The 16,271-nt window shown below is 73.2% G+C and carries 13 protein-coding genes; 8 read left to right on the top strand and 5 right to left on the bottom strand.

The features are described 5' to 3' along the window. Positions 1-18: 18 nt before the first annotated feature. Positions 19-969 carry a lytic polysaccharide monooxygenase gene (locus tag ACIPPM_RS01650; protein ID WP_401441915.1) on the bottom strand — a complete coding sequence of 317 codons (951 nt, stop codon included), beginning with the start codon at positions 967-969 and terminating at the stop codon, positions 19-21. A gap of 359 nt (positions 970-1,328) precedes the next feature. Between ACIPPM_RS01650 and ACIPPM_RS01655 the strand changes: the two genes are divergently transcribed. Both ACIPPM_RS01655 and ACIPPM_RS01660 read left to right on the top strand, forming a co-directional pair. Then, positions 1,329-1,976, top strand: a complete 648-nt coding sequence (locus ACIPPM_RS01655) for a ScbR family autoregulator-binding transcription factor (protein WP_401441916.1) — start codon at positions 1,329-1,331, stop codon at positions 1,974-1,976. A gap of 21 nt (positions 1,977-1,997) precedes the next feature. Beyond that, positions 1,998-3,200 (top strand): damage-control phosphatase ARMT1 family protein, encoded by a 1,203-nt coding sequence (locus tag ACIPPM_RS01660; protein WP_401441917.1) that lies wholly within the window; start codon positions 1,998-2,000, stop codon positions 3,198-3,200. Here the strand turns inward: ACIPPM_RS01660 and ACIPPM_RS01665 are convergent. Then, positions 3,177-4,280 carry a cytochrome P450 gene (locus tag ACIPPM_RS01665; protein WP_401441918.1) on the bottom strand — a complete coding sequence of 368 codons (1,104 nt, stop codon included), beginning with the start codon at positions 4,278-4,280 and terminating at the stop codon, positions 3,177-3,179. The genes ACIPPM_RS01660 and ACIPPM_RS01665 overlap by 24 nt on opposite strands. Before the next feature lie 236 nt (positions 4,281-4,516). Here ACIPPM_RS01665 and cyc2 point away from each other — a divergent pair, with 236 nt between their 5' ends. After that, positions 4,517-6,676 (top strand): germacradienol/geosmin synthase Cyc2, encoded by a 2,160-nt coding sequence (cyc2, locus tag ACIPPM_RS01670; RefSeq protein WP_401441919.1) that lies wholly within the window; start codon positions 4,517-4,519, stop codon positions 6,674-6,676. A 17-nt stretch (positions 6,677-6,693) separates the two neighbouring features. On the opposite strand, the gene ACIPPM_RS01675 is transcribed toward cyc2, so the two are convergent. Further along, the gene (locus tag ACIPPM_RS01675) at positions 6,694-7,425 is read right to left on the bottom strand and encodes a hypothetical protein (RefSeq protein WP_401441920.1); all 732 of its coding nucleotides are present in this window, start codon (positions 7,423-7,425) and stop codon (positions 6,694-6,696) included. 199 nt (positions 7,426-7,624) lie between these two features. Here ACIPPM_RS01675 and ACIPPM_RS01680 point away from each other — a divergent pair, with 199 nt between their 5' ends. The 3 genes from ACIPPM_RS01680 (at position 7,625) to ACIPPM_RS01690 (ending at position 10,833) form a co-directional block, all read left to right on the top strand. Then, the gene (locus ACIPPM_RS01680) at positions 7,625-8,494 is read left to right on the top strand and encodes a LysR family transcriptional regulator (RefSeq protein WP_401441922.1); all 870 of its coding nucleotides are present in this window, start codon (positions 7,625-7,627) and stop codon (positions 8,492-8,494) included. Between the two features lie 247 nt (positions 8,495-8,741). After that, complete coding sequence (locus ACIPPM_RS01685) at positions 8,742-9,866, top strand: aminopeptidase P family protein (protein WP_401441923.1); 1,125 nt, start codon at positions 8,742-8,744, stop codon at positions 9,864-9,866. Between the two features lie 55 nt (positions 9,867-9,921). Then, complete coding sequence (locus ACIPPM_RS01690) at positions 9,922-10,833, top strand: phosphotransferase family protein (RefSeq protein WP_401441924.1); 912 nt, start codon at positions 9,922-9,924, stop codon at positions 10,831-10,833. Between the two features lie 22 nt (positions 10,834-10,855). On the opposite strand, the gene treZ is transcribed toward ACIPPM_RS01690, so the two are convergent. Then, a complete protein-coding gene (gene treZ / locus ACIPPM_RS01695) occupies positions 10,856-12,604 on the bottom strand; it encodes a malto-oligosyltrehalose trehalohydrolase (RefSeq protein ID WP_401441925.1) in 1,749 nt (582 codons plus the stop codon). A gap of 173 nt (positions 12,605-12,777) precedes the next feature. On the opposite strand from treZ, the gene ACIPPM_RS01700 reads away from it, so the two are divergent. Then, a complete protein-coding gene (locus ACIPPM_RS01700; RefSeq protein WP_401441926.1) occupies positions 12,778-13,329 on the top strand; it encodes an FHA domain-containing protein in 552 nt (183 codons plus the stop codon). 98 nt (positions 13,330-13,427) lie between these two features. Further along, positions 13,428-13,826: an SSI family serine proteinase inhibitor gene (locus ACIPPM_RS01705; protein ID WP_401441927.1), complete on the top strand. Its 399-nt coding sequence runs from the start codon at positions 13,428-13,430 to the stop codon at positions 13,824-13,826. Positions 13,827-13,883: 57 nt separating this feature from the next. Here ACIPPM_RS01705 and treY read toward each other — a convergent pair whose 3' ends face one another. Further along, positions 13,884-16,244: a malto-oligosyltrehalose synthase gene (gene treY / locus ACIPPM_RS01710; RefSeq protein ID WP_401441928.1), complete on the bottom strand. Its 2,361-nt coding sequence runs from the start codon at positions 16,242-16,244 to the stop codon at positions 13,884-13,886. Positions 16,245-16,271: the final 27 nt, after the last annotated feature.

The following is a 16,271-nucleotide window of genomic DNA, read 5'->3' on the forward strand; positions in this document are numbered from 1 at the left end:
CCTCTCTCAAGACCTCGTTCAGCGCCGACGCAGGCGCGGGAGGAGGGCGGCGGCCGCGGTGACCACCAGCACCGCGGCCGCACCGCCCGCCAGCAGTGGAGCCGAGGGACCCGACTTCGCGCGGGTCGCCTCGGCCACCGGCTTGCCGTCGTCCGGTACGGCGGCGTACGAGGAGTCCTTGCGCGGCACGGGAGTCGACGCTTCCGTCGAGGGGTGCGCGGACGCCGGGTGCGAGGCATGGGCGGAGGGGGTCGGCGCCTTCGAGGCCGGCCTCTTGGTCGGTGCGGGCCGCCGGGTGGTGCCCGAACCGCCGCCCGAGGCAGCCTTCTTGCTCGCCAGCACCACGTCGGAGCACGAGTAGTAGGTGTCCGGCGTGCTGGTGTTCTGCCAGATCGTGTACAGCATCTGACGCCCCGTCCGGTCCGAGGGCAGCGTCGCCTGAAGGTGGTACGCCCCGTTGCTCAGCGGCGGGTTCTTGATCTCCGCGAACGGGCGGTCCGGCAGGTCGGACCACTTCAGCGGCTTCGCCGGATCGTAGCCGGGCTTGGTCAAGTACAGCCGGAACGTGCCCTCGTGGGCGATCGTGGAGGCGTACGTCAGGGTCATCCGGGCGCCCGGGGTCAGCCGGGTGGCGGGCCAGTCGGCGCGGGCCAGGTCGAGACCGCGGTAGGCGGAGAGGTTCCCGCTGCACAGCTTGCCGTCCGGAATCACCTGCCGGTCGCGGCCGTCGACGCCCGGCACCCGCAGGTTGTCCCACGCGGTGAAGGGGGCGCCGTTCGCCGCGATCGCGGCCCGGCAGGCGGCCGTCCCGTTGGCGCTGCCGCCCTGGGGCGAACAGGCGTAGACCCGGCTGACCGGATCGGTGGGGGCACCGTGCGCCTGGGCCGGTCCCGCCGTCCACGGCAGCAGCAGGAGCGGGGTCGCGGCCGCGGCCGCCAGAGTGCTCAGGCGGGCGGTCATCCGAGTCATCCGGAACGTCTCCTCGGCGGGGCGGGTGGAAGGGTCGCGACCCCCAATACGGCTTACGGCGCTTGGGCGTTCACGCCCCGGCGAGCCGAAGAAGTCAATTCACCGACCGCGTCGGCTGTTTTTGACGTGCCCCCCGCCGCCGGTGAATCTTCGCGTAAGTGACGCGGTGCACCCGGAAGGCCAGGAGTCGGATAAAAGCGGAAGGCCCAGTTCACCCCGGTGGAGCAGGGGAGGAAGTGTGGAAGAACGCGGAATCCCGGTGCGTCCCGCGTGACTCCCGTTGCCGCTGGGTGAGTTATCGTATGCGAGGCATCAAAACAAACCGCGTGTCCCGTTCGTGCAGGAAGAGGGGTCGGCCGATGGCGAGGCAGTTGCGCGCTGAACAGACCCGGACGACGATCATCACGGCCGCGGCCGACCTGTTCGACCGGCAAGGGTACGAATCCACCAGTCTGAGCGACATCGTCGGACACGCGAACGTCACCAAGGGCGCCCTGTACTTCCACTTCGCCGCCAAGGAGGACCTGGCCCACGCCATCCTCGAACTCCAGTCGGCGGCCGCCCGCCAAGTGGTGGCCGAGGTCGAGAACCGGGGCTGCTCCTCACTGGAGGCGCTGATGCGGGCCACGTTCGCCCTCGCCCGCCTCGCCGTGCACGACCCGGTGCCCCGCGCCGGACTCCGCCTGGTCACCACCGACCTGACCATGCGGCCACCGTTGCGGCACCCCTTCACCGAGTGGCTGGAGTTCACCTCCCGCAAGCTGAACGGCGCGGTCCGGGACTGCGATGTGCACGCCGATCTGGACGCCGGGATCGTCGCCCACTCCCTGGTCTGCTTCTTCGTCGGCACCCGCGTCGCCGGGCGCACCCTGGAACCGCCCGCGCGACTGCCCCGCAGGGTCGCCGAGATGTGGTACCTCATGCTCCGCAGCCTGGTCCCGGTGCACCGCCGCCCCCGCTATCTGGCCCTCGCGGCACAGCTGGAGCGGGAGACCAGGATCGGCTGACCCGCGCGATACGGTGACGGCATGTCCGACGCCGCCCCCACCGCGCCCGTCATCCGCGCCGACGAACCGGGCTCCTTCCCGCACAGTACGCTCGCCGAACGGCACCCCGCGATCATCCGCCAGGTCCGCGACGCCCTTCCCTACGAGCCCCCGCAGCGGCGCGCGCTGGACGCCCTGCTGAAGAACTGCACCGAGGGCGTCATCGAACCCCTCCCCGCCGACGCCCCCGACCACGCGCGCTGGGTGGACTGGGGCATGGACACCTACGCGGGCCGGTCCTGGTTCGACGTGCCCTGGCTGTGGTCCGAGAGCTACTTCTACCGCCTGCTGCTCGGCGCCGTCGGCTACTTCGGGCCCGGCGCCTGGCGCGGCATCGACCCGTTCCGCCCGTCCAAGACCGGCGAACTCGACTCCGCCGAGACCGACGACGAACTGTCCGCGCTCGACGCACTGCGGGACCGTCCGGCCGACGAACGCGTCCGGGCCCTGCTGAGCGGCTCCCTGTGGGGCAACCGCGCCGACCTCAGTTTCCAGCTCTCCTCGGAGGGCGGTGAGCGGCGCGAGGCGGCCCCCGGCCTGGTGGCCGACGACAGCGACCTCCTCTGGTCCCTCCTTCCGCCCGGCGGCACCGGCACCCTCTGCCTCGTCGCGGACAACGCCGGCCGCGAACTCGTCCCCGACCTGCTGCTCATCGCCGCGCTCCTCACCGAGCCGCGTGTCGGCCGGGCGGTCCTGCACGTCAAGCCGGACCCGTACTACGTCTCCGACGCCACCACCGCCGACGTGATCGACGCCCTGCGCCGCCTGCGCTCCGCCTCCGGACTGGCGCGGGAGTACGGCGACACGCTCTGGTCGGCCCTGGGCGACGGCCGCCTCACCGTCCGCGCCCACCCCTTCTCCTGCTCGCCGCTGCCCTACGCCGACATGCCGGACGACCTGCGCGCCGACTTCGCCGCCGCCACCCTCACCGTGTTCAAGGGCGACCTCAACTACCGCCGTCTGGTGGGCGACCGGTACTGGCCGCCCACCACGCCCTTCGACGAGGTGACCGCCTACTTCCCCGGCCCGGTGGCCGCGCTGCGCACCCTCAAGTCCGAGGTGATCACCGGTCTCTCCCCGTCCACCGAGGCCGCGCTGGACCAGGCGGAGGGGACGAAGTGGCTCACCGGCGGCAGCCACGCCCTGATCCAGGTCAACCCGTCACACGGCCCGCACGGGCAGTGACGCGACCCCGTTGGTGACGCCGGAGCCGGACCGCGGCACCGGCCCGGCGAGCCGCAGGGTCGGCAGGACGCGCAGCACCTCCTCGTAGAGGACACGCAGTTGCAGTCGGGCGAAGTCGGCGCCCAGGCACAGGTGCGGGCCCACGCCGAGCGAGAGATGCGGGTTGGGCGTGCGGGCCAGGTCCAGCCGGTCGGGGTCGGCGAAGACCCGCTCGTCGTGGTTGGCGGCCGCGAGGGAGACGACGACCTCGTCGCCGCGCCGGATGCGTCGGCCGGAGAGTTCGGTGTTCGTGGCGGCGGTACGGCGCATCGTGAGCAGAGGCGGGTGCCGACGAAGCAACTCCTCCACGGCGGAATCGAGTTCCGCTGCTCCCTCGCGCAGCTTCCGGTAGGCCTGGGGGTGTTCGGCCAGGGTCAGCAGGCCGCCCGCCGCCGCGTCGCGCATGGGGGCGAGGCCGGTGGTCAGGAGCAGGGGGACGAGCATCTCCAGCTCGGCGGACGTGAGTTGGGCGTTGTGGGCGAGCACCGTGGTGAGGTCGTCGTCCGGGTAGCGGCGGCGGTGGACGATGAGCTGACGGGCGTAGCCGCTCATGTCCTCCGGCGCGTGCGGCCCGGTCCAGCGGGGCAGACGGCGCCGGTCGGCGTGCGGGATGCCCAGCAGATCGGCCAGGTTGAGCGAGGTGTACGGATCGGACACGGCCGCGGCGAGGTCGAGGACGCCGTCGGCCGAGCGGGCCGTGTCCAGTGCCCGCGCGAGCAGGGTGCGGGCGCGCTCGCGGGCGGTTCCGGTGAAGCGCGCGACGCGCTCGGGGGTGAGGGCGCGGGCCGCGTGTTCTCTGAGCCGGGTGTGCTGGGGCGGGTCCAGGTGGGACAGCAGCTGTCTCAGGAGGGGGAGTTCGCCGGGGTGGGGGAGGGAGGAGTACGTCGCCGCGTCCTGGAGTACGTGACGGGCGTCGGCGTGCCGGGTCACCGCCCAGAAGCCGGGACCGGGCGGGTGGTCCGCCGTGCCGGGCTCGTCCTGCCAGGACACCGGGCCGGAGGAGTGCGGTAATCGGTGCCGGGGAGGCGGGGAGGGGATCATGGCCCATACCGTGGCCCCGGCCCGAGGGGCGGGCAAGGGGAGTGACGGCCTCCGGTGGAGGGCTGGCCGGATGTCGACGGCAGGGCCGGAAAACGGGCCCTGGGCAGAGGGCTGGCTGTGACGGTCAACGCCACACAGAGCGGTGCGAGTTCCCGGTTTCGGTACCGGTTCACGCGATGGTGTGATCATCCAAGTCGCGACGGATGACCCATTTGCCCGCCGGGTAGCCCCCCGCCATGACGCAGCCGTTCGAACTCCCGCACTTCTACATGCCGTATCCCGCGCGGCTCAACCCGCATCTCGACGAGGCCCGTGCCCACTCCACCGCGTGGGCACGCGAGATGGGCATGCTGGAAGGCTCCGGGGTCTGGGACCAGGCCGACCTGGAGGCACACGACTACGGCCTGCTGTGCGCCTACACCCACCCCGACTGCGACGGCCCGGCGCTCTCGCTGATCACCGACTGGTACGTGTGGGTGTTCTTCTTCGACGACCACTTCCTCGACATGTTCAAGCGCACCCAGGACCGGGCGGCCGGCAAGGCGCACCTGGACCGACTGCCCCTGTTCATGCCGCTCGACCCCGCCACCCCCGTACCCGAACCGGAGAACCCGGTCGAGGCGGGCCTCGCCGATCTGTGGGCACGCACGGTCCCCGCGATGTCCGCGGACTGGCGGCGCCGGTTCGCCGTGGCCACCGAGCACCTGCTCAACGAGTCGATGTGGGAGCTGTCCAACATCAACGAGGGGCGGATCGCCAACCCGGTCGAGTACATCGAGATGCGCCGCAAGGTGGGCGGCGCGCCCTGGTCGGCGGGGCTCGTGGAGTACGCGACCGCCGAGGTGCCCGCCGCGGTCGCCCGGACCCGCCCGCTCCGGGTGCTGATGGAGACCTTCTCCGACGCCGTCCATCTGCGCAACGACCTGTTCTCCTACCAGCGGGAGGTGGAGGAGGAGGGCGAGAACAGCAACGGCGTGCTGGTACTGGAGAAGTTCTTCGGCTGCACCACCCAGGAGGCCGCCGAGACCGTCAACGACGTCCTCACCTCACGGCTGCACCAGTTCGAGCACACCGCGCTCACCGAGGTACCCGCCGTCGCGCTGGAGAACGGCCTGCGGCCGGACGAGGTCGCGGCGGTGGCCGCCTACACCAAGGGCCTCCAGGACTGGCAGTCCGGCGGCCACGAGTGGCATCTGCGCTCCAGCCGGTACATGAACCAGGGCGCCCGCTCCGGGACGCCCTGGCGGGTGCCGAGCGGCCCCGGCACCTCGGCCGCCGACGTCCGCGCCCTGCTGGCCTCGGCGGGCGCCGAACGGCTGCGCGCGTACACGCATGTGCCGTTCCAGAAGGTCGGCCCGTCGCTGCTGCCCGACTTCCACATGCCGTTCCCGCTGGCGCTGAGCCCGCACGTCGACGCCGCCCGCCGCAGCCTCGTCACCTGGTGCCAGGACATGGGCATCCTGAGCGAGGGCGTCTGGGACGAGGACAAGCTCGCCGCGTACGACCTCGCGCTGTGCTCCGCCGGACTCGACCCCGACGCCACGCCCGAGGCCCTCGACCTGAGCGCGCGGTGGCTGGCCTGGGGGACGTACGGCGACGACTACTACCCCCTCGTGTACGGCCACCGCCGCGACCTGGCCGCCGCCCGCCTGACCACGGCCCGGCTCTCCCAGTGCATGTCCGTGGACGGCGAACCGGCCGTGGTCCCCGCCAACGCCATGGAACGCGGGCTCGTCGACCTGTGGACGCGGACCACCGCGCCGATGAGCGTCGAACAGCGGCACACCCTGAAGGCCGCCGTCGACGTGATGACCGAGAGCTGGGTGTGGGAGCTGTCCAACCAGGTGCAGCAGCGCGTCCCCGACCCGGTCGACTATCTCGAGATGCGCCGCGCCACCTTCGGCTCCGACCTCACCCTGAGCATGTGCCGGATGGGCCAAGGTCCCGCCATCCCGCCCGAGGTGTACCGCAGCGGTCCGGTGCGCTCCCTGGAGAACGCGGCCATCGACTACGCCTGCCTCCTCAACGACGTCTTCTCGTACCAGAAGGAGATCGAGTACGAGGGGGAGATCCACAACGCGATCCTCGTCGTGCAGAGCTTCTTCGGCATCGACTACCCGGCCGCGCTCGCCGTCGTCCACGACCTGATGACCCAGCGCATGCGGCAGTTCGAGCATGTCGCCGCCCACGAACTGCCCGTGCTGTACGACGACTTCCAGCTGTCCGAGGAAGCGCGCACGGCGATGGGCAACTATGTCCTCGACCTCCAGAACTGGCTCGCGGGCATCCTCAACTGGCACCGCGAGGTCGACCGCTACAAGGCCGAGTGGCTGGGCAGCCGGGCACACGGCTTCGTACCGGGCCAGGGCCCGGCCCGGCTCCAGCTGATCGGCTGAGCCGAGCGGGAGCGGGGTCAGGCCGGGCGCGGTGCCGTCGCGGCGTGCTCGACCGCGGCCCGGCCCAGCGCCCGGATCATCGGGTGCGGGCGGGAACCGTCGCCGTACAGCTCCGGCTGGAACAGGGAGCCCAGGAAGAAGGGGTGGTCCGGGAGTTCGGCGACCCGGACCTGCCCGTCGGTGTCGTGACCGGAGAAGCGCATGCCGTGGGCGCGCAGCGTGCCGAGGTGGCGGGAGGGGCCGTAGGAGCAGAAGTACCGCTCGACGGTGCGGGTCGAGCCGATCACCGACTCGGCCAGCGAGCCCGGCTCCAGGACCACCGTGGCCTCGTGGCCCAGCAGGGAGCAGGACAGCGGCTCGATCAGGAGGTCGTCGGCACCGGGGTCGTTCTCGGCGTGCGCCACACCGGTCAGGCCGCACACGTTCCGCGCGAACTCCAGCAGGGTGTGCTGGAAGCCGCCGCACGTGCCGAGGAACGGGATGCGCTCCTCGCGTGCCGTGCGGACGGCCGCCAGCACACCCGCCTCGCTGCGGTACGGACTCCCCGGCAGCACCCACACAGCGTCGAAGCCCCGCACCGCGCCCTCCGCCTCGGCGTCCTCCGAGGGAATCCAGTAGGCGTCCAGGACCACCCGGTCCCGCTCGGCGAGCGCTTCGAGGAGGCGCGGTATCCGGGTGTGCGAGACGACATGCGGGGAGCGGTCGCCGACCAGGGCGACGGTGGCGGTACGAACTGCGGTATCGGTCATGACAGCCATCCTGGGCGGCTGTTGACGTTCACGTCCAACGATGATTCATGCACGGTCGATAAGCGTTGCTGATGGGCGCTGCGGACGCCTCCCACGAGGGACCAATCAGCACATCGCGTACTCTGAAGCCGTCGAGGCCGAGGCCCTGACGACACAACGAATCACTTTCACTTCGCGGCAGTTTCGGGGGAGCAGGCCCATGGACCCGCATCTGCTGCGCACCTATGTCACCGTGGTGCGCCTCGCCTCCTTCTCCGCCGCCGCACGGGAGTTGGGGTACACGCAGTCGGCGGTCTCCCAGCACATCGCCGCCCTCGAACTGGACCTGGGTGCCCCGCTGCTCACCCGCCGCCCCGTCGCCCCCACCCCGGCCGGGGAACGGCTGCTGGAGCACGCGGGCCCGCTGCTGCTCCGCCTGGACGCGGCCCGCGCCGATGTGGCACGCCTGGCCGGCGCCCCCGCGCAGGGCCTGACCCTCGTCACCACCCCGACCGCGCTCGGCCCCCATGCCCTCGGCGCCCTCCCCGCCACCGGGCTCGCCCTCTCCGTCGTGGGCCGGGACGAGGTGCTCACGGCCGTGGCCACCGGGACCGCCGACCTGGGCCTGGTCGACGGGCTGGCCGCGCCGAGCGATCCGCTGAGCCTGCCGGACGTGGCCCCGCTGACCGCGCACGGGGTCGACGAACAGCCCGTCGCCGTACTGCTGCCCACCGGGCACCCCCTCGCGCGCCGCACCGGACTACGGCTCGGCGACCTCACCGACGCACGCTGGATCGACGCCCCCGACGCCTCCCTCCCCCTCGACCAGTTGCGCACCGCCAACGGCGGCGGCGCCTTCCGTCCCGCCCTGCGCTACACCGGCACCGACCTGCGCACCCTCACCGCCCTCACCGCCGCCGGACACGGCCTCGCCCTACTCCCGCTGTCGACCGCCACCGGCATCCCCGGCACCGTCCCCCTGCCGCTCACCTCCCCCCGTCTCGTGCACCGCACGGAACTCCTGTACACCGGCACCCCCACCGGAGCCGCCGCGGTGATGGCGCGGCGCCTGCTGACCTTCACCCGTTGACTACCCTCCGCCACGCGCTGGCCAGTCTCACTCGTTCGGGTCGGAGCGTGGGGCGCCTGGTTGACCCGTGCCCGACAGCCGCCGTCACCTCTGGAAACCCGGTGAACCCGGTGGTCGCCGTATGTGCCGCGCGCCATGATGGCCTCATGCCGACCGCCCGCCCACAGCCCCGCCGAGCAGTCACGCGCGCCGTGCGACCGGGCGTCGGCCCACTGTCCCGCCAGCACGACCACACCCGGAGGCCCGGATGACCGGCAGTACGCCCGCGATCTTCACCGCCGACGACTACCGCGCCCGCATGGCGCGCGCGGCCGATGCCGCCGCCGAGGCGGGGCTCGCGGCGCTGCTGGTGGCGCCGGGACCGGATCTGGTGTGGCTCACCGGGTACGCGCCCCCCGTCACCGAGCGGCTCACCCTGCTGGTCCTGGTGCCCGGCCGCGAGCCCGTGCTCGTGGTGCCCGCGCTGGAGGCACCCGACGCCGAGAAGGCCGCGGGCGCCCCCGGACTCACCCTGCTGAGGTGGACCGACGGCGAGGACCCGCACGCCCTGACCGCCGACCTCCTCGACCCCAAGGGCACCGTCGGCGTCAGCGACAACGCGTGGGCACTGCACCTGCTCGCCCTCCAGCGCGCCCTGCCGGACCTCACCTGCGCCGCCCTCACCGACGCCCTGCCCATGTTGCGCGCCGTCAAGGACGCGGCCGAGCTGGAACTCCTGGCCGCCGCCGGTGCCGCCGCCGACGCCGCGTTCGCGGAGATCCGCACGCTGCCCTTCGCCGGGCGCCGCGAGGACGAGGTGGGCCGCGACCTCGCCGGACTGCTGCGCCGCTTCGGGCACTCCCAGGTCGACTTCACCATCGTCGGCTCCGGCCCCAACGGCGCCAACCCGCACCACGAGGTCGGCGACCGGGTCATCGAGCGCGGCGACATGGTCGTGCTCGACTTCGGCGGCCTCAAGGACGGCTATGGCTCCGACACCACGCGCACGGTCCACGTGGGCGAGCCGACCGAGGAGGAGCGCCGGGTCCACGACGTGGTGCGGGCCGCGCAGGAGGCCGGGTTCCGGGCCGTCCGGCCGGGCGCCACCTGCCAGGACGTCGACCGTGCCGCCCGCGCGGTGATCGAGGACGCGGGGTACGGGCCGTACTTCATCCACCGCACCGGGCACGGCATCGGCGTCACCACGCACGAGCCGCCGTACATGATCGAGGGCGAGGAGCAGCCGCTCGTACCCGGCATGTGCTTCTCGATCGAGCCCGGCGTCTACCTGCCCGGCCGGTTCGGGGTGCGGATCGAGGACATCGTGACGGTGACGGAGGACGGCGGACGCCGCCTGAACGACACCACCCGTGAGATGGTCGTGGTGGACTGACGAGACCCGCGCGGAGACTTCCGCGCCGACCCTCCGGAACGGCGAGACACGACCCATGACCCGGCCACCGACCCCCACCCCGGACACCGTGCGCGCACTGGTCCGCTCCCTGCTCAGGAGCGGTACGGCGGAGGGGGTCCAGGTGCGGCCGGTCGTGGACGGGCGGCCGTACACCTGGTGGGTCGGCGCCCGGCACGTACTGCGGCTCGCGCCCGACCGGGAGGCGTCCACGCGGCTGCGGCGCGAGGCACGGCTGCGCGACCTGGTGCGGCCGCACCTGCCCGTTGCCGTCCCGGCCGGAGTGGCCTACGGCGACTGGACGCCCGGTCTCGCCTGCACGCTCGACGCCCGGCTGCCCGGTGACTTCGGCGGCGGGCACGAGGTGTCCGCGCTCGGCGAGGCCGACCTCGCCGGGCTGCTCACCGGACTCCGCGCGGTCCCGGTGCGGCAGGCCGAGACACTCGGTGTGCCGCGCGTGGCGGCACGGTCCCTGGGGGCGCTGCGCCGTATCGCCGCACACGCGGCCGAACGGCTCGCCGCCGCCGACGAGTTCGACGCCGGGCAGTTGCGCCAGCTCACCCCGTCCGGGGCCACGCAGCTCGCGGCGCAGCCCGGCTCGGCCGTCCTCACCCACCACCGGCTCACCGACGACCACGTGCTGATCAGCGCCGACGGCCGGGTCCGCGCCGTCCTCGACTGGACCGGCGCGTCCCTGGGCGACCCCGCCGAGGACATCGCCGCCCTCGCCACCTCGGTCGGCGCCCCCGCCGCCGTCCGCGCCGCGACCCTCGCGGGCTACGGCCCCCGCCCCTGCCTGCGCGGCCTCTGGCTCGCCCGCTGCGACACGGTGATCGCCCTGACCGAGCACCTGGACACCCCGGCCGCCGCGCCGCTGCGGTCCGCGCTGCTCAGGGCGTGGGAGCCGATCATGCTGGAGCGGGTCACCGAGCTCAAGGACGAGGAGTAGCCCCCGAGCCCGGACGCGGGCCCTAAGGCTGGGACAGCACCACGCACGACTCCCCGGGCACCTGAAGCAGCCCGTCCGGGCCGGGCGGTTCCACCGACTCGTCCCACGCGGCCAGGATCTCCAGGTGGCCCGTGCCCAGCGGGATGGCGGCCGGTTCCTTGCCCAGGTTGACCGCGACGCGGATGTCACCCCGGCGGAAGGCCAGCCAGTGGGCGGACTCGTCGTAGGCGACCTTGGTGTCCGCGAGGTCGGGGACCGTGAGGTCGGGGCGCTCGTGGCGCAGCGCGATGAGACGGCGGTACCAGGCGAGGAGGCGGGCGTGGGGGGCGCTGTCGGGCTCGGACCAGTCCAGGCAGGAGCGATCGCGGGTGGCCGGGTCCTGGGGGTCGGGGACGTCCTCCTCGGCCCAGCCGTGCGACGCGAACTCCCGCCGCCTGCCCCGCCGTACGGCCTCCGCCAGCTCGGGGTCGGTGTGGTCGGTGAAGTACTGCCAGGGCGTGCCGGCCCCCCACTCCTCGCCCATGAACAGCATCGGGGTGAGCGGCGAGGTCAGGGTGAGCGTGGCCGCGCAGGCCAGCAGGCCGGAGGAGAGGGTGGCGGCGAGGCGGTCGCCCTGGGCGCGGTTGCCGATCTGGTCGTGGGTCTGGCTGTAGCCGAGCAGCCGGTGCCCGCTCAGCCGGGCCCGGTCCAGCGGGCGGCCGTGGGCCCGGCCCCGGAAGCTGGAGTGGCTGCCGTCGTGGAAGTAGCCGCCGGTCAGGGTCTTGGCGAGCGCGGCGAGCGGGGCCTCGGCGAAGTCGGCGTAGTAGCCCTGGGACTCGCCGGTCAGGGCGGTGTGCAGGGCGTGGTGGAAGTCGTCGTTCCACTGGGCGTGCAGGCCCAGGCCGTGCTCGGTGCGCGGGGTGATCATCCGGGGGTCGTTCAGGTCGGACTCCGCGATCAGGAACAGCGGGCGGCCCTCCTCCTCGCCCAGGGCGTCCACGGCCGCCGACAGCTCCTCCAGGAAGTGCAGGGCGCGGTCGTCGTGCAGGGCGTGCACCGCGTCCAGCCGGAGCCCGTCGAGGCGGTAGTCCCGCAGCCAGGCCAGGGCGCTGTCCCGGAAGTAGGCGCGCACCTCGTCCGAGCCGGGCGCGTCCAGGTTCACCGCGGCGCCCCACGGGGTCTGGTGCGTCTCCGTGAAGTACGGTCCGAAGGCCGGGAGTTGGTTGCCGGAGGGGCCCAGGTGGTTGTGCACCACGTCCAGCACGACACCGAGGCCCAGGTCGTGCGCCCGGTCCACGAACCGCTTCAGCGCCTCCGGCCCGCCGTACGGCTCGTGCACCGCCCACGGCGCCACCCCGTCGTACCCCCAGCCGTGCCGACCGGGGAAGGAGCACAGCGGCATCAACTCGACGTGAGTGACGCCCAGTTCCTTCAGGTGGCCGAGCCGGTCGGCGGCCGCGTCCAGCGTGCCCTCGGGGGTGTACGTGCCCACGTGCAGCTCGTACAGCACCGCGCCCGGCAGCCCGCGCCCCGGCCAGTCGGCGCGCCACTCGTACCGGTCTTGGTCGACGACCGCGCTCAGCCCGTCCGGGCCGTCCGGCAGGCGGCGCGAGCGCGGGTCGGGCAGGACGGGGCCGTCGTCCAGCGCGAAGCCGTACCGGGCGCCGTCCGTCGCGTCCGCCTCCGCCGTCCACCAGCCCGTCCGCTGCGGATCGGGTTCCATCGTCCGCGTGGCGCCCTCGCAACTGAGCGCGACCCGGTCTGCCTGTGGTGCCCACACCTCGAACTTCACGGACGGTTCCCCTTCGTCTGCTCACCGTGATGCAGTCGGTCCATCGTGCCGTGAATTCGATCAATCCGCTTTCGAATCCGGGCTTTTCGGCCGGGTGTCGTGGAAGGGGACGTGTCGGGGCGCCGGTTGTCTCTTCTGGACACCTCGGGGTGCGCTGCCCGACAATCACGAATGTGACGTCGTCCTTCGAATTCCCCGTGTATCCCGCCCGGGTCTCCGACGCGGAACGCGACAAGGCGCTGCGGGTACTGCGGGACGGCGTCGCCCTGGGCAAGCTGTCGCACGACACGTTCGTGCACCGGATGGAACTGGCGCTCGCCGCGCGCAGTCCCCGCGAACTCGCCGTGCTCACCGCCGATCTGCGGGACGGCAACCGGCTGAGCCGCGCCCTGTTCGGCACCGTCGGGGCCGTGTCGGGCTTCGGCGTCCGGCTGCGCCGGGCCTGGCACGCCGAACGGCTGCCCAAACTGCTGCTGCCCCACCCGACGCACGGCCACCCGCTGCGCATCGGCCGCGATCCCGCCAGCGGGCTGCGGCTGAACCACGAGACCGTCTCCCGCGTGCACGCCGAACTCCGCCACCAGGACGGCATGTGGGTGCTGCGGGACCTCGGCTCCACCAACGGCACCACCGTCAACGGGCGCCGGGTGCTGGGCGCCGTGGCGGTGCGCGAGGGGGACCTCGTCGGCTTCGGCACGGTCTCCTACCGGCTCGCGGCCGACTGACCGACCGGACCCGAACTGGTGTGCTGGAACCGACGTTCCGGCTTCCGTTCGGGTGAGTCGGGCTGGCGCGGCCCGGCCATCGTGCCGATGCACCGTACATGAACCGTCTGACACGTACGGCGGCGCTCGCCGCCACCCTCATGGCTACCTGTCTGCTCGCCCCCGGCACCACCGCCCACGCGGCGTCCGGTGACTGGCTCTCCCTCACCGTCACCCGGCCCGGCACCACCGGCGGCGGCACCCGCGCCGCCCTGCTGCTCTGCGACCCGCCGCAGGGCCACCCGAAGGCCGCCGAGGCGTGCGCTGAACTCGCTGCCGCCGACGGCGACTTCAGCCGCCTGAGTGACCCGGACACCCTCTGCCCGCTGATCTACGCCCCGGTCCGCGCGCACGCCCAGGGCCGCTGGAACGGCCGGCCGATCGAGTTCGAGCGGACGTTCGGCAACGCGTGCCAGCTGCGCGCCGAGACGGGTGACGTGTTCGCCCTGGAGGGCTGAACGCGAGGCCGGGTGGCGGCTCCCCAGGACCTCCGCCACCCGGCCCTCCTCGCTCGCTCAGCCCTGCTCGTCGATCCGCTCCAGCAGCCCGACCGGCAGCGCCGCGAAGAGATCCTCCGCGCGCACCTCCCCGCTGAACTCGCGGTCCGGCGCGAGCGCGTCACGCCACCGGCCGGGCGGCAGCGCGAGGTGGGTGTCGTGCCAGCCGCCCGCCTCGTCGAGGTGGACGGAGAGCCGGGTCACCGCCGTGATCACGTCCCCGGAGCGGGAGAACGCCAGCACATGCTCGGCCGCCGGACCCTCCGCCAGCAGCGGGGCGTACGTCCCCGTCGTGCCGAAGACCTCCGGACGGCGTGCCCGGAGCTGGAGCGCCGCCTTGGTCAGCGCCTCCTTCTCGCCCGGCGCGGTCGGCGGGAAGGGGACCGGCCTGCGGTTGTCGGGGTCGACCAGCGCCCGGTACTCGCTCTCCGTGCCCTGGTACACGTCCGGCACGCCCGGCATCGTCAGGTGGACCAGTGCGGTGCCCAGCACGTTGGCCCGGATGTGCGGCTCCAGCGCCTTGCGGAAGGCGGCCACCCGCTCACCGGGCGGCCCGCAGGGCCCGGCGGCGATGAACGCCGTCACCGCGTCCTCGTACGGTGGCTCCTGCTCGGTCCAGCTGGTGTACATGCCCGCCTCGCGGACGTGCTTGAGCAGTGCCTCGCGGACCCGCTCCTCCTCGGCCGGGCCGAGCCCGAACACCGTCTGCCAGGCGGCCCAGGCCAGTTGGCCGTCGGGTACCACCTCCGGTTCCCGGCTCACCTCGGCGAGCAGCTTGGCCCAGCGGCCGGGGCACTCGGTGAGCACGTTCAGCGCCGCCCGGACGTCCGCGCTGCGCTTGGTGTCGTGCGTGGTCACCACGGTGCCGGTGTCCGGCCAGTAGCGGGCCAGTCGGGCGCAGTAGGCGTGGAACTCCGCCGGGGACACCCCCACCCGGCCCGGATCGCCGCCCACCTCGGTCGCCGAGAGCAGCGGCACGTAGCGGTAGAACGCCGTGTCCTCCACCGACTTGGCCCGCAGCGCGGAGGCGGTCTGGGCGAACCGGGCGCGGAACTCGGTGAGTTCGGGCACGGTTTTGTCGTCCGGACCGATCAGCAGCCCGCGCACCAGGTCGACCGCGTCGGCCTCCTCCGACACCGCGAACGCCTGCCGGGCCTCCGTCGCGGCCTCCGCGGTGACGATGCCCGCGGCGTCCTGGGAGGTGTACGGCCGGTAGACCGGCATCCGGACCAGCAGCTCCTCCAGGGCCGTGCGCAGCGCCCAGGGCGCGCGGTCGCGCAGCGCCAGGTCCGGAGAGGCGGCGCACAGCCGGACCGCCGAGCGGGTGAGCCGGTCGGCCTCGGCGGCCAGCTCATGGGTGAGCACCTTGTACGCGGCCCGGCGCACCGTGGCGTCCCAGTCGCCGCCCCGGTCGAGCTGCGGAGCGGCGAACGCCCGGTAGTGGGCTTCGAGTTCGGCGGCACCGGCCGGGCCGGTGAAGACGCCGTCGATGCGGCGCAGGGCGTCGTAGCCGGTGGTTCCGGCGACGGGCCAGGAGTCGGGCAGCTCCTCCTCGTCGGCGAGGATCTTCTCCACCACCGTCCAGCGGCCCCCGGTCGCCTCGTCGAGCCGGGCCAGATAGGCGTCCGGGTCGGCGAGACCGTCCGGGTGGTCGATGCGCAGGCCGTCGATCACGTCCTCCGCCAGCAGCTGGAGGATCTTGCCGTGGGTGGCGTCGAAGACCTCGGGGTCCTCCACCCGTACCCCGATCAGCTCGGAGATGCTGAAGAAACGCCGGTAGTTCAGCTCGGTGCGGGCCAGCCGCCACCACACCGGGCGGTACCACTGGGCGTCCAGCAGCTCGGGCAGCGGCAGCCCCTCGGTGCCGGAGCGCAGCGGGAAGAGGTGGTCGTGGTAGCGCAGCATGTCGCCGTCGACCACCAGGTGCTCCCGCTCGGCGGAGACGGGCCCGCCGAGCACCGGCAGCAGCACCTGGCCGCCGCGCGAGGCCCAGTCGATGTCGAACCAGCGCGCGTACGGCGACTCGGGGCCCTCCCGGAGCACCTCCCACAGGGCGCGGTTGTAGCGAGGGGCCATCGCCATGTGGTTCGGCACGATGTCCACCACCAGACCGAGCCCGTGCTCCCGCGCAGTGCGCGACAGCGCCCTGAGCCCGTCCTCGCCGCCCAGCTCCGCGCGTACGCGCGCGTGGTCCACGACGTCGTAACCGTGGGTGGAGCCGGGGACGGCCTCCAGGACGGGGGACAGATGCAGGTGCGAGACGCCCAGCGACGCCAGATAAGGCACGGCCGCCTCGGCGGCGGCGAAGGGGAACGAGGGCTGGAGCTGTAGGCGGTAGGTGGCCGTGGGCACCCCTGGTCCGGGTCGCACTGAAGTCATGCAGAGCTACGTACCCCGCCTGCGGCT

It is taken from the genome of Streptomyces sp. NPDC090119, assembly GCF_044747085.1.
Lineage (GTDB): Bacteria > Actinomycetota > Actinomycetes > Streptomycetales > Streptomycetaceae > Streptomyces.